Here is a 14,227-nt window from a genome sequence, read left to right as displayed (position 1 = left end):
CGGTCATCGGGAAGCACACCTGCCCTGCGGAGCCCGGGAGGTGCCCGTGAACTCCGGTGCCATGGCGCGGACGGGCAGGCTCGGGGCCGAGCGGGCGGCGCGCGGCTCGGTGACCGAGGGCGCCGCCCGGGCGGGGCTCGCCGCCCGCGGAGTCATCTATCTGCTGGTCGGCGTCCTGGCGCTGCAGATCGCCTTCGGCGACGGCAGCCGGCAGGCGGACCGCGGGGGCGCCCTCGCCACGCTGGCCGGGCAGCCGTTCGGCACCGTGCTGCTGTGGGCGCTCGGTCTCGGGCTGGTCGGCATGGCGGTGTGGCGGCTGTCGGAGGCCGTCTTCGGCTCGGTCGGCCGGGACGGCCGTGCGCCACGAAAGCGGCTGCTCGCGGTCGTCCGCTGCGTGTTCTACTCGATGGTCGCCTACTCGGTGCTGACGTTCGCGGCGGGCCCCCGCGGCGGTGGCAGCCGATCCAGTGACGCGCAGTCCCGCGACGTCACGGCCAGAGTCCTCGACCTGCCCGCCGGGCAGTGGCTCGTGGGTGCGGCCGGGGTCGGCATCGTCGTGGCGGGCGTGTGGATCGCCGTGCAAGCGGTACGGCGCGACTACCGCAAGCAGCTCAAGCTCGGTGAGATGACCCCCTGGGCCCGTCGGCTGGTGGACATCACCGGCGTGGCCGGCGGCGCGGCGCGCGGCCTGGTGTTCGCCGCCGCGGGAACCTTCGCCGTGCGCGCCGCGGTCGACTACGACCCGCAGCGGGCCAAGGGGCTCGACGACACCCTGCGCTCGTTCGCCCGCACGCCGATGGGTCCGTCGTTGCTCGCGTGCGTCGCGGCCGGTCTCGCCCTGTTCGGGTTGTTCTCGTTCGGGCTGGCTCGCTGGCGCAGGGTCTGACTCGCGCCACACGGGGAACACGGATTGGATGAGTGAATCCGAGTTTCCACCGGAGCACCGGCCCGTCGATCTCTACCTCGGCCTCCTGCGCACCCGGATGGACACGGAGGACTTCCGGCAGCTGCTGGGCGTGGTCGAACCGGTCCTGCGGGCGATCGAGGAACAGCGCATGCCCTCCGTGGACTTCGCGCTCGGCGAGGACCACGGGGAGGGGCTGTCCCAGGAGGTCCGTGACGAGGCCGCCCTGGTCATCGCCGCCGCCGTGACCGGCCGGCTCGACAACGAGGTCGTCGAGATCGACCTCGAAGGGACCGGCCCGATCAGAGTGATCACCGATGCGGACACCGCCTCGGACCCGGTGCGGCTGGGTGAGATCGCCGACTACATCCGGGAACGGCACCGCCAGGACGAGGAGCTGCGCGGCATCGCCGAGGTGAGCGGTCTGCCCACCGATTTCTGAGGGCGGGGCGCTCACCGCTTCGGCGTCGCCACCGGCACCTTCAGCGGCCGGGCCAGGCCGACCACCGCCTCGTCCAGGCGCTGAAGATGCCGCAGCACCCGGTCGGTGATGCGGCCGTAGCGGGAGCCGCCGGGCAGGTCGGACTCCAGCAGGGAGGCGATGCTCGCCCCCGTCTCGACCTCCACGGCGGCCCGCTCGTCGGCGACACGCGCGGCGATCGTCCCGATGTTGCCGAGGATGCGCTTGCCGGCCCGCCGCAGCCGCGGATCCGCCGCGATGGAGGGATGCGTCGGCAGCAGCTCGGCCATCGCGGCCAGTGAACGCGCGTGGTACGCGCAGGTCTCCAGCAGCGCGACGACAAAGCGGGCGGTGTTGCGCCGGGCCCGCAGCGGAGTGACCGGGTGGGTGAGCGGCTGGGTGGCGGTGCGCAGGTCGGCCAGCGCCTGGTCGAGGTCGCGCGCCTTGTCGAGGAGCTCGGCCGGTTCCCCACCGCTGAGCTGGTCGACGGCGGCCTCGGTGACGTCGGCGAGCCGGTCCAGGGTGGTGACCAGCAGGTCGTTGGTACGGCGGTCGGTGTGCACCGGCAGGACGAACGCCGCCGCGATGATCCCGCAGGCCGCCCCCAGCGCCGTCTCCTCCACCCGCAGCACCAGCACGGACAGGCTGTAGGTGTGCAGCAGCGTGTACAGCACGCCCAGCGCCGCGGTGACGAAGAAGGACATCAGCGTGTAGGACAGCGGCGCCGTGTAGAACATGGCGAACACGCACAGCAGCACCAGCGCGAACGCCGTCCATGTGTGGTGCCCGACCAGCCCCGCGAGCAGCAGACCGGCCACCACTCCGAGCACCGTGCCCAGCAGCCGCCGGTAGCCCTTGACCAGGATCTCTCCGGTCGAGGCGGTGTTGATGAACGCGATCCAGCAGGTCAGCACCGCCCAGTACCAGCGCTGGCTGGAGAGGAACTCGCCGCCGACGATAGCCAGCGCCGAGCCCACCGCGACCTGCACGGCAGCGCGCGTGGTGGGCCGCTGGAGCCCCGTCGGCGTCTCCTCGGCGGCTTCCTCGCCCGCGTCTATCGCGGCGTCCTCGGCGTCCAGTTCCTCGCGTGAGCGGGCCGTCGACGGGGTGTCGTCCGAGTCGTCCTGCGGGTCGCCGAGCGCGATCCGCAGCCCGAGCACCGCGCGGGCGGCCTCTCCGACACCGCGGAACACGTCCTGGACGGCGGGGGAGGCCTTCGGCAGGTTCTCCTCGTCGCGGTAGCCGAGAAGCCGGTTGCGCAGTCGGGTCAGACCGGTTCCCAGGTCCTCGGAGACGGGCCGCAGGACCAGCAGGCGCAGCGCCTCCAGGTCGCGGCGCAGGGTCGCGGTCGACTCGTCCTGTACGGGCAGCCGGCCGCCCGGCGGGACGGGCGCGCCCGGCAGGTGCAGGGTCAGTGTGTCCGCCCGCTCGGCGCTACGGGCGGTCAGCAGCAGCAGCCCGAGGCGTTCGGCGGCGATCTCGGCGTCTGCGATGCGGCGCTGCACGAGCCTGGCCACGGCCTCGTCGGCGGTGCCCTCCTCCAGCCGCCCCTGGATCATCATGGCCGTCTCGTTGAGGCGGGCGGTGCCGTCGCGCACGTCCTGAAGCGCCTTGTCGATCTCGTCCGGCCCGGCGTCGAGGAGAGCGAGCTGTGCGGTCACCAGTTGCGCCAGCCGGGCGCGGAAGGCCTCCCGCAGTCGCTGCAGGATGCCCGCGGGCGTCTCGGGTACGAGCGCGAAGCGCACCACGGCGCTGGAAGCGACGGCGACGGCCACGACGCCCCACAGCTGCGGCAGCGCCGGCACGGTGGCCCCGACGAACAGGGACATGAAGTAGACCTGGAAGCCGATCAGGCCGAGCGTGGTGCCGCGGTCGCCGAAGCGGCGGGCGTAGACGGCGCAGAAGATGAGCGCCACGAAGAAGAGGTCGCCGCCCACCACCCGGGAGTGCAGCACCGCACCCAGCGACACGGAGGCCAGCGCCACCACAAGGCCCAGCGCGAGCGTGACGGCCTGCGGGCCGCGCTGCTTCTCCCGGATGGCGAAGGTGGAGACCATCGCCGCGATGGCGCCCGCCACCAGATGGCGCACGTCGGCGCCGAGCACGGAGAGGACGGCCAGCGTGAGGGCGATGGCGCCGACCGTTCTCAGGCCGGCGGCCAGACGCAGCAGCCCGGGATCCGAGGCCGCGACGAGATCGCGCAGCCGTGCCCGGACCGACCCTTCCGCTGCCCTCACGCCGCCGTACTCACTCCCGCTTCACGTCATGATCCGGATCTCAGCATGACACGGCGCGACCGGAGCGGCGCCACCCGTCTCACTCCCTGCGGTCCGTTCCCTCGACCTGCGCCCGCACCTCGTCCGGCGTCAGATAGGCGTTGGTGTACTCGAAGTCGTGCAGTTTGGCCGGCTTGCGGGCCTGGAAGCCGGTGCGGACGAAGTCGTCGCCGGCGATCGCGTTGAGCGTCCAGTTCGTGGCGACGCGGACCTTGGCGACGTTGGTGCGCAGTGCCGCCCAGTGGTAGCCGCGGGCCGCGACCTGGGCGGGCAGGCCGCGCAGTTCGATGCCGAGCGGCTTGGAGACGGCGTCCCTGCCGCCGAGGTCCACGACCAGACCGAGGTCCTTGTGGACGTACGGCGTCAGGGGCTGGTTGCGCAGGGTCGCGATGACGTTGTCGGCGACCGTCTTGCCCTGCCGCATCGCGTGCTGCGCGGTGGGCGGGCAGACCGCCGCCTCGTCGTCCTTGGCCCTGTCGGGCACCGCTGCGGCGTCGCCGAGTGCGAACACGCCGTCGTGGCTCGGCAGTTGCATCTCGGCGTTGACCGCGAGCCGGCCCCGCACGGTCTCCGCGCCGAGTGTGGCGATGAGGGGACTCGCGACGACGCCGGCGGTCCAGATCAGGGTGCGGGTGGGGATCACCCGGCCGTCGGTGAAGGTGACCTCCTCGGGGCCCGCCTTCTCGATGGAGACGCCCAGCGAGACGTCGATGCCGCGCCGCTTGAGGATCTCCTGCGCACTGCGGCCGAGCTTGTCGCCCAGCTCCGGCATCAGCTTCGGGGCGATGTCGATGAGATGCCACTTGATCAGCGCCGGGTCGATGCGCGGGTAGCGCTTGACCGCGGCGTGCGTGAGCTTCTGCAGACAGGCGGCGGTCTCGGTGCCGGCGTATCCGCCGCCGACCACCACGAACTGCAGGCGCGAGGCGCGCTCCGCCGGGTCGTCGCTGGCGTCGGCCAGGTCGAGCTGGGAGATGACGTGGTCGCGGATGTAGGCGGCCTCGGCCAGCGTCTTCATGCCGTACGCGTGATCGGTGAGCCCGGGGATGTCGAAGGTGCGGGTGATACTGCCGGGGGCCAGCACGATGTAGTCGTACGGCTCGTTGACGATCTGGTCGGTGATCGTGCGGACGACGCAGACCTTGGCCTTCAGGTCGACGCCGATGGCCCCGCCCGGAATGATCCGGGTGCGGTACTTCTTGCTGCGCCGCAGCGAGACCGCGATCGACTGGGGCGTCAGCACGCCGGAGGCGACCTGGGGCAGCAGCGGCAGATAGAGCTGGTAGGCGAACGGCGTCACCAGGGTGACGTCCGCTTCGTCGGGCGCGAGTTTCCGCTCCAGCCGGCGTACGCACTCCACGCCGGCGAAACCTGCGCCAACCACCAGGATCCTGGGTCGTGTCACGGTGTTCATCCCTCTCTGCGGCTCCAGGCGGTCTGCATCCAACGCCCTTCGCATGCCCTGGATCGCTGCTTGCACCACATCGATCCCACCGTGGCCTCAGCCGTTCCGCCAGCTGGGTGCGGCAGGCAGACGAACGCGTCGAGCACCACCATGCCCGTCTGCGTGCCGAAACGCACCGGTCGGGAGTGAACCTTTTGGATCACGTACTGCGCAGGAAATGGCGGGATTGTGCTCAGCCGGTGGTCAGCGGAACACGTTGTCGGCCTCGTCCCAGCTCGACAGCTCGTCCGGCACGGTCTGCCGGGGAGCTCGGGTGCGTGCCTGGTACATCGCGTCGATCTCGAATGCGTAGTGCCGCACGATGGCGTCCCGGCGCAGCTTCATGGACGGCGTCATGAGCCCGTTGGACATGTCGAACTGCTCCGGCAGCACCCGGAAGACCCGGATCGACTCCGAGCGCGAGACGGCGCTGTTGGCCGCGGCCACGGCCCGCCCGATCTCCTCGCGCAGCGCATTCTCCTCGCGGGCCTCCCGGCTCGGCATGTCGCTCTGCAAGGACAGGGAACCGCGCCAGTACGCCAGGAACTTCGGATCCAGGGTGATCAGCGCCCCCACACAGGGCCGGTTGTCGCCGACGACGACCGCCTGGTGGATCAGCGGATGCATCCTCAACCGCTGTTCCAGGGCGGCCGGGGCGACGTTCTTGCCGCTGCTGGTGACGATGATGTCCTTCTTGCGGCCGGTGATCGTCAGATAGCCCTGGGCGTCGATCCGTCCGAGGTCGCCGGTGGCCAGCCAGCCGCCGCGCAGGACGGCCCGCGTCGCCGCCTCGGCGTTGATGTAGCCCTGGAACACCGAGGGGCCGCGGACCAGGATCTCGCCGTCCTCGGCCACGGCGATCTCGTTGCCCGGCAGCGCCTGCCCGACGGTTCCCGACATCTCCCGGCCCAGCGGCTGTGCGGTGACGCCGCCGGCGGCCTCCGTCAGGCCGTACCCGTCGTTCACATAGATGCCGATGCCCTCGTAGAAGAGGGTCAGTTCACGGCTGAGGGACGAGCCGCCGGACGATGCCCGCATCACCCGGCCGCCGATCGCGGCGCGCAGCTTGCGGTACACCGTCCGCTCGAACAGGGCGTGTTGCAGCCGCAGATCGAAACCGGGCCCGGAACCGCCGCCCAGCCGTTGCCGCTCCAGCGCCGCGGCGAAGTCGCGTGCCGTGTCCGCCGCCCGTTCGAACAGCGCCCCGCGGCCCGCCTCCTGGGCGACGCGCAGGAAGTTCTTGTAGATCTTCTCCAGGAGCGAGGGAACCGCGCACAGATAGGTGGGCCGGAAGGACAGCAGGGACGCCGAGAGCGCTTCCTCGCTCATGTCGGGCTCGTGTGCCATCACCATGCCGCCGCGAATGCACAGGGTCTGCACCAGAAGGCCGTAGACGTGCGAGAAGGGCAGGAAGGCGAGCACAGAGGCCTGCAGCTCGCCCGGCGGGATCACGGTGTGGCCCCAGCCCGTCAGCAGTGTGTCGCAGGTGCTCGCCAGGTTGCGGTGGCTGAGCGCACAGCCCAGTGCCCGGCCCGTGGTGCCGGAGGTGTAGCTGATGGCCGCCGTGGAGTCCGGCAGCACGATGCGGCGCAGCGAGTCGACCGTGGCCAGCGGGATGAACCTGCCTCGCTCCCGCAGGTCGCCCAGCGCCCCCGCGTCCAACTGCCAGACGTGGCGCAGCAGCGGCAGCGACCCGCACACGGAGCCGACCGTCATCACCGCCTGCTCGTCCTCCACCACCACGGCCACGCAGCCCGCATCCCGCAGGACCCACTCCACCTGATCGCGGGAGGAGGTCGGATAGAGCGGTACGACTTCGGCGCCGACCGCCCACAGGGCGTGGCTGAGCACGGTCCACTCGTACCGGGTGCGCGCCATGATCGCGACGCGGTGGCCCGGCGAAATGCCGGACGCGACCAGCCCCTTGGCCAGATCGACCACCTCGTCCCGCACCTCCACGGCGGTCAGCTCCTCCCAGGTGGTGGAGGACGGGGTGGGGCGGCGCGCCAGCATCGGCAGGGTGGGATTGAGGGCTGCCATGTCGAAGACGGTGTCGGCCAGTCCGCCGGTCAGGGGCGAGACGGTGGGGGGAGCGAGGGCGAAGTCGCGCATGCGCTGCTCCTGAGCTGTACGGAGGGTGACCATGCCGACGAGTTCCGTTGTCGACGGTGCTCGAATCTAGCCCAGGTGGGTGCGGATGGTGACCGGAACCTGCGAAGTTGCGGATCCGTGATGATCAGGCCTGGGTGTGGCGCACGCAGCCCGTGACGACCTCCCGCAGATTGCCGTTGCGCGCCAGGAGTTCACGCTGAACCTGTGCGCCGGTGCCTCCTTCGAGCAGCCGGACGCAGGTCTCCTGGGCACGCTCCAGGTCGCCACTGTCGGCGAGTGCGCCGCCGATGTGTTCCAGCAGCGCCCGCACCACGCTCTCGGCGGACTGCCGCCGCATGGTCACGGGGTGCAGGAGCTCGTCGGCGAGACCGGAGCGGGCCGCCTGCCAGGCGGCCAGCCGCAGCAGGCTGACACTGTGGTCGAGGGGCGGGTGGCCGTCCCACCACTCCCGCGCGGCTGTCTCCACGAGCCCCCGGGTCAGCGCGGCGACGAGGGCCGCCGTACCGGCGTGCAGGCAGACGTCCGCGACCCGGACCTCGACGGTCGGGTACTGCCGGGACAGGCGCGCGTCGAAGTAGATCATCCCCTCGTCGAGGATCACCCCGCTGCCGACCATGTCCGCCACCCGGCCGTGGTAGCGCTCGGCCGAGCCGAAGACCTCGGTGGGTCCGGCCGACGGCCAGCGCTGCCACACCCGGCTGCGATAGCTGTTGTAGAGGGTGTCCCTGCCCTGCCAGAACGGGGAGTTGGCGCTGAGCGCGGAGATCACCGACAGCCAGGGCCGGATGCGGTCGATGACCGCGACGCCCTCCTCGTCGGAGTCGACCGACACATGGACGTGACAGCCGAGCACGAGCTGCTGCTGTACGGCGATGCCGTACTGCTCCTCCATCCACTGGTAGCGGCTTCCCCTGGTGACGGTGGGGCTGACGGGCAGGGGTGAGGTGGCGAGCGCGGCCACCGTGCAACCGATCTCCCCGGCGTGCCGGGCGGCCTCCCGGCGACAGCGCACGATCTCCGCGTTCAGGTCCGCCATGTCGGCCTGGGGATGCGTGTTGAACTCCAGCATCTGGTTGTACAGCTCTTTCTCGAACACGCCCTCGCACGTGCCGTCCCGCGCCGCACGGGCGAGCACCGCGGCGGACAACGCCTTGGGCTCGCCCGTCTCCGGGGCCACGAGGAGGAGTTCTTCCTCCACTCCGACGGTGCGCACGTGAGGACGCCTTTCTGTGGCCGGGCTGCGGCTACGACGAGCACCGGGTACCCCGCCCGGCCGGTCACAGCAACGGAGTCAGCCAGATGGTGGCGAGCGGCGGCAGGGTGAGCGTGATCCTTCCCTCCTCCACCTTGACGTCGTCGGGGTTGGTGACGTCGCTGCCGCCGTAGCGCACGGCGTCGGTGTTGAGGATCTCCCGCCAGGCGGGCATCTCGTCGGGCGCCCAGAGGCGGTAGTCGTGACGCACGACGGGGGAGAAGTTGGAGACCGCGAGCAGCGGGCTGCCGTCGGTGGCGAACCGCAGGAACGCGAAGACGTTGTCCTCGGCGGCGTCCCCCATCACCCACTGGAAGCCGCAGGGCCGGGTGTCCTGCTGCCACAGCGCAGGGGTGCGGCGGTATACGGCGTTGAGGTCGCGCACCAGGTCTCGGACCCCGCGATGGTCGGGCTCGGCGCCGTAACCGGGGTCGACCAGCCACCAGTCCGGCCCGTGCTCCTGGGACCATTCGGAGCCCTGGGCGAACTCCTGCCCCATGAACAGGAGCTGCTTGCCGGGGTGGGCCCACATGAATCCGAGGTACGCCCGGTGGTTGGCGCGTCGCTGCCACCAGTCGCCGGGCATCTTCGACACCAGCGCCTGCTTGCCGTGCACCACTTCGTCGTGCGAGATGGGCAGGACGTAGTTCTCGCTGTAGGCATACACCATGGAGAAGGTCATCTCGTTGTGGTGGTACTTGCGGTGCACCGGCTCGTGCTCCATGTAGCCGAGGGAGTCGTGCATCCAGCCCATGTTCCACTTCAGGCCGAAGCCCAGCCCGCCGCTGTCGGTGGGGCGGGTGACCCCGTCCCACGCCGTGGACTCCTCCGCGATGGTCACCACGCCGGGCGCCCGCCGGTACACGGTCGCGTTCATCTCCTGCAGGAAGGCCACCGCGTCCAGGTCCTCGCGCCCTCCGTGCACGTTCGGCGTCCACTGGCCCGAGTCGCGCGAGTAGTCCAGGTAGAGCATGGAGGCCACGGCATCCACCCGCAGACCGTCGATATGGAACTCTTCGCACCAGTAAACAGCGTTCGCCACAAGGAAGTTGCGCACCTCAATGCGACCGAAGTCGAACTCGTAGGTCCCCCAGTCCGGGTGCTCGGCCCGCCGCGAGTCCCCCGGTTCGTACAGCGGGTCCCCGTCGAAGCGCGCCAGCGCCCAGTCGTCCTTGGGGAAGTGGGCGGGCACCCAGTCCATGATCACACCGATGCCGGCCCGGTGCAGGGCGTCGATCAGGTACTTGAAGTCGTCAGGCGTACCCAGCCGCGACATCGGCGCATAGAAGCCGGTGACCTGGTAGCCCCAGGAACCGGCGAAGGGGTGCTGGGCGACTGGCATGAACTCGACATGGGTGAATCCCATACCGCTCACGTAGGCCGGCAGCTGCTCGGCGAGTTGACGGTATGTCAGCCCGTGCCGCCAGGACGGGAGATGGATCTCGTAGACCGAGAAGGGTGCCTCGTGCACCGGGAGGTCGCCGCGATGCGCCATCCATTCGTCGTCGCCCCACTCGTAGTGCGAGGCGTGCACGACCGACGCCGTGTCCGGCGGGACCTGCGCGTACCGCGCCATGGGGTCGGCCTTGAGGAAACGGCCGCCGTAGCGGGAAGTGATCTCGAACTTGTACAGCGCGCCCTCCCCGATACCGGGCACGAACAGCTCCCACACCCCCGAAGCGCCCAGGGACCGCATCGGCAGCGCTGTCCCGTCCCAGCAGGTGAAGTCCCCGGCGACCCGCACCCCCTGGGCGTTCGGCGCCCACACGGTGAACCGGGTGCCCGTCACGCCCTCGTGCTCCATGGGCTCGGCGCCGAGCGCCTTCCACAGCTGCTCGTGCCGGCCCTCGCGGATCAGATGAAGGTCGAGCTCACCGAGGGCGGGCAGGAAACGGTACGGGTCGGCCGTCTCGTGCTCACCGTCCGCGTACCGCACCAGCAGCGTGTACTCGGGGATCGCGTCGAGTGGCAGCACTCCGGAGAACAGGCCGTCGCCCTCCGAGGCCAGCGGGCGCCGCATCCCGTCGACGACGACGCTCACCGCGCGGGCGTAGGGCCGCAGCGCCCGGAAGACGATGCCGCCCGGGACCGGGTGGGCGCCCAGCAGCGCGTGCGGGTCGTGGTGCCGGCCGGTGAGCAGACGTTCACGTTCGCCGGGATCCAGGGCAGGCGCACTCGCGCATCCGGCGGTGAGCGGTCCGGACGGCTCGGGCAGTGAGGTGTCACGCAGGGCCACGGGTTCAGCCTCCTCTTACGGCGAGACGCTCGATCGCCGCCATCGGTACGGGGAGCCAGTCCGGCCGGTGCCGGGCTTCGTACAGGACCTCGTACACGGCTCGATCGGTCTCATAGGCACGCAGCAGTCCGTGCTTCTTGCGCGGGTCCCAGCCGGCCCGCTCGGCATAGCCCGCGCAGTAGGCCTCGCGGCAGCGGCGCGCCCACTCCGGGCGCCACGGGCGGCGCTGGCGGGCGGCGTAGTCGAAGGAGCGCAGCATGCCCGCGATGTCCCGCACCGGGGACTGGGTGCTGCGCCGCTCGGCGAGCGGGCGGGACGGCTCGCCCTCGAAGTCGATGACGAACCAGTCCCGGCCGGCCCGCAGCACCTGACCCAGGTGCAGGTCGCCGTGGATGCGCTGGGCGGGCGGCCCCGGATCGCAGGCGACGAGCGCGCCGAAGGCGGTGCGCAGCCGGGGCACATACGGGCGCAGCGCCGGCACGCAGTGGGCCGCGGCGTCCAGGCGCTCGGTCATGGCCGCGGCCGTCCGCACGCTCTCGTCGTGTGCCCCGGCCGGGAAGGCGGCCGCCAGCGCGAGATGCACCTCGGCGGTGGCCCGGCCCAGCTCGCGGGCCTGCACGGTGAAGTCGTCGCCGGCGGCGAGCGCCTGCAGGGCGAGCGCCCAGCCGTCGGAGGCATCGGGCAGGAACGGCTGCAGCACACCGAGCGTCGCATGCTGCGGATGCGTCGTACGGAACCATGCCACCGGCGCCGGCACCCGGCCGCAGCCCTGCCCGGCCAGCGCGCTCGGCACCTCCAGGTCGGGGTTGATGCCGGGCTGCACGCGCCGGAACACCTTCAGGATGAACTCGTCGCCGTACACCAGGGAGGAGTTGGACTGCTCGGTCTCCAGCACCCGCGGCACCAGCCCGGCGGGCACATGCACGGACGGATCGGCCTCGAAGCGCAGTGGGCCCGCCGCACCGGGCTGGCGCAGCCGCTCCAGGAGCAACTGCGCCGAACGGGGATCCTGCAGCGCGTCGTACACCGTCAGACCGGCCAGCGGGCCCTCCTCCGCCCTGCCGATCAGGGCCCGTCCGAGCCTTGGCGACACGTGCCGGCGCACGCCGAGCAGCAACTGGTAGCAGTCACCGGCCGGCGTGGCGCCGCTGGGCGCGGGTACGCCGCTCTGACCGGTCTGCACCAGCAGGTGCAGACAGCCGGGGAACAGCTCCGTCATGGACAGCAGCCCGAGGTCCGTGACGGGGCGGTCCTTGCCCGCGAACCAGCGCTGCCGCGGCAGCCACTCGCGCAGCAGCCCGGCGAGCGAGGCCATGGGCCCGGCGGCGGGGCTGGGTCTGAGGCGGAGCGATGCGGTCTTCGCCATGGTGACGCGTCCTTTCCTCGCCTCACGCTCGAGGGCGGCGGCCGATGCGGGATGCGACTCGGGTGAGCCGGAACCAGTAGAAGCCGTGGCCGGCGAGGGTCAGCAGGTACGGCAGCTCACCGATGGCCGGGAAGCGCACCCCGCCGATGAGCTCCACGGGATGGCGTCCGTCGTAGGCCCGCAGGTCGAGCTCGGTGGGCTGCGCGAACCGGGAGAAGTTGTTCACGCACAGCACCAGGTCGTCGCCGTACTCCCGCAGGAAGGCCAGTACCGCCGGGTTGGAGGACTGGAGTTCGGTGTAGGACCCGAGGCCGAAGGCCGGGTTCTGCTTGCGGATCTCGATCATCCGGCGGGTCCAGTGCAGCAGCGAGGACGGGTCGGACATCGACGCCTCGACGTTGGTGACCTGGTAGCCGTAGACGGGGTCCATGATCGTCGGCAGGAACAGCCGACCCGGATCGCAGGACGAGAAGCCCGAATTCCGGTCGGGTGTCCACTGCATCGGGGTGCGTACGGCGTCCCGGTCGCCGAGCCAGATGTTGTCGCCCATGCCGATCTCGTCGCCGTAGTAGAGGATCGGCGAGCCGGGAAGCGACAGGAGCAGGGCGGTGAACAGCTCGATCTGGTTCTCGTCGTTGTCGAGGAGCGGGGCGAGCCTGCGGCGGATGCCGATGTTGGCGCGCATACGCGGGTCTTTCGCGTACTCCGCCCACATGTAGTCGCGTTCCTCGTCGGTGACCATTTCCAGGGTCAGCTCGTCGTGGTTGCGCAGGAAGATGCCCCACTGGCAGCCCGCGGGGATGGCGGGGGTCTTGGCGAGGATTTCCGAGACGGGGTAGCGGGATTCCCGTCGTACCGCCATGAAGATGCGGGGCATGACGGGGAAGTGGAATGCCATGTGGCATTCGTCGCCGCCGCTCTGGAAATCGCCGAAGTAGTCGACGACGTCCTCCGGCCACTGGTTGGCCTCCGCCAGCAGCACGGTGTCCGGATACATCGCGTCGATCTCGCGGCGGACGCGCCTCAGGAACGCGTGGGTGGCGGGCAGGTTCTCGCAGTTGGTGCCCTCAGCCGCGTACAGATAGGGCACGGCGTCGAGGCGGAAGCCGTCGATGCCCAGATCCAGCCAGAAGCGCAGGGCGGCCAGGATCTCCTCCTGCACCGCCGGGTTCTCGTAGTTGAGGTCCGGCTGGTGGGAGAAGAAGCGGTGGAAGAAGTACTGCCCGCGGACCGGGTCGAAGGTCCAGTTGGAGACCTCGGTGTCGACGAAGATGATCCGCGCGTCGGCATACTGCTTGTCGTCGTCGGCCCACATGTAATAGTCGCCGTAGGGGCCGTCCGGGTCTTTTCTCGACTCCTGGAACCACGGGTGCTGGTCGCTGGTGTGGTTCATGACGAAGTCGATGATCACGCGCATGCCGCGCTGGTGGGCGGCGTCGACGAACTCGACGAAGTCGGCGAGGTCACCGAATTCGGGCAGGACCGAGGTGTAGTCGGAGACGTCGTAGCCGCCGTCGCGCAGTGGTGACTTGAAGAAGGGCGGCAGCCACAGGCAGTCGACGCCCAGCCACTGCAGGTAGTCGAGCTTGGCGGTGATGCCCTTGAGGTCGCCGATGCCGTCGCCGTTGCTGTCCTGGAAGGAACGGACGAGGACCTCGTAGAAGACGGCACGCTTGAACCACTCCGGGTCCCGGTCCTTGGCGGGAGTGTCCTCGAAGGTGTCCGGGACGGGCTGGTTGACAGTCATGGCGCTCTGAATCTCCGATCGGTGGCTACGCGGACGACTGCTGGACGTGGAGCACGTGTGCCGGGGCCCGCCCGGGATCCAGGCGCACATAGTTGGTTCTGCCCCAGTGATAGGTCTCACCCGTCAGTTCGTCGTGCGCGGACATGAATGCGTGCCACTCCAGACCGAGTTGCGGCATGTCCAACGAGACCGTGGCCTCCTGGGTGTGGTGCGGGTCGAGGTTGACGACGACGAGGACCGTGTCCCGGCCCGTGGTCTTGCTGTACGCGATGACCATGTCGTTGTCGGTGTGGTGGAAGCGTAGGTTCCTGAGGCGCTGAAGGGCCGGATGACGCCGTCGGATGGCGTTGAGGCGGGTGATGAGGGGGGTGATGGTGCGGCCTTCGCGTTCGGCGGTCTGCCAGTCGCGCGGGCGCAGCTGGTACTTCTC

Annotated in this window: 10 protein-coding genes; 2 read left to right on the top strand and 8 right to left on the bottom strand. The window is 70.5% G+C overall.

The genetic code is table 11. The annotated features are described in order from the left end of the window. The first annotated feature begins 46 nt into the window (after positions 1-46). Both AB0N07_RS22330 and AB0N07_RS22325 read left to right on the top strand, forming a co-directional pair. Complete coding sequence (locus tag AB0N07_RS22330; RefSeq protein ID WP_365837610.1) at positions 47-886, top strand: DUF1206 domain-containing protein; 840 nt, start codon at positions 47-49, stop codon at positions 884-886. A 28-nt stretch (positions 887-914) separates the two neighbouring features. Next, on the top strand, positions 915-1,346 hold the full coding sequence (locus tag AB0N07_RS22325) for a hypothetical protein (protein ID WP_344398150.1): 432 nt from the start codon (positions 915-917) through the stop codon (positions 1,344-1,346). A gap of 11 nt (positions 1,347-1,357) precedes the next feature. On the opposite strand, the gene AB0N07_RS22320 is transcribed toward AB0N07_RS22325, so the two are convergent. The 8 genes from AB0N07_RS22320 to AB0N07_RS22285 all read right to left on the bottom strand — a co-directional run. Beyond that, positions 1,358-3,601, bottom strand: a complete 2,244-nt coding sequence (locus AB0N07_RS22320) for an FUSC family protein (protein WP_365837607.1) — start codon at positions 3,599-3,601, stop codon at positions 1,358-1,360. Positions 3,602-3,680: 79 nt separating this feature from the next. Then, complete coding sequence (locus tag AB0N07_RS22315) at positions 3,681-5,054, bottom strand: NAD(P)/FAD-dependent oxidoreductase (RefSeq protein WP_365837605.1); 1,374 nt, start codon at positions 5,052-5,054, stop codon at positions 3,681-3,683. 234 nt (positions 5,055-5,288) lie between these two features. Further along, positions 5,289-7,196 carry an AMP-dependent synthetase/ligase gene (locus AB0N07_RS22310; RefSeq protein WP_365837603.1) on the bottom strand — a complete coding sequence of 636 codons (1,908 nt, stop codon included), beginning with the start codon at positions 7,194-7,196 and terminating at the stop codon, positions 5,289-5,291. A 124-nt stretch (positions 7,197-7,320) separates the two neighbouring features. Further along, the gene (locus tag AB0N07_RS22305; RefSeq protein ID WP_365837601.1) at positions 7,321-8,409 is read right to left on the bottom strand and encodes a glutamate--cysteine ligase; all 1,089 of its coding nucleotides are present in this window, start codon (positions 8,407-8,409) and stop codon (positions 7,321-7,323) included. A gap of 64 nt (positions 8,410-8,473) precedes the next feature. Continuing rightward, on the bottom strand, positions 8,474-10,684 hold the full coding sequence (glgB, locus tag AB0N07_RS22300) for a 1,4-alpha-glucan branching enzyme (protein WP_365837599.1): 2,211 nt from the start codon (positions 10,682-10,684) through the stop codon (positions 8,474-8,476). A 4-nt stretch (positions 10,685-10,688) separates the two neighbouring features. Continuing rightward, complete coding sequence (locus AB0N07_RS22295; protein ID WP_365837597.1) at positions 10,689-12,050, bottom strand: maltokinase; 1,362 nt, start codon at positions 12,048-12,050, stop codon at positions 10,689-10,691. Between the two features lie 22 nt (positions 12,051-12,072). Next, a complete protein-coding gene (gene treS / locus AB0N07_RS22290; RefSeq protein ID WP_365837595.1) occupies positions 12,073-13,797 on the bottom strand; it encodes a maltose alpha-D-glucosyltransferase in 1,725 nt (574 codons plus the stop codon). Positions 13,798-13,822: 25 nt separating this feature from the next. After that, the coding region (locus AB0N07_RS22285) for an alpha-glucosidase C-terminal domain-containing protein (RefSeq protein ID WP_365837593.1) at positions 13,823-14,227 on the bottom strand (405 nt) is incomplete at its 5' end.

Source organism: Streptomyces sp. NPDC051172 (genome assembly GCF_040682555.1).
GTDB lineage: Bacteria > Actinomycetota > Actinomycetes > Streptomycetales > Streptomycetaceae > Streptomyces.
Note: the sequence above shows the minus strand (reverse complement) of the source record. Positions and strands in the feature narration are given on the sequence as shown.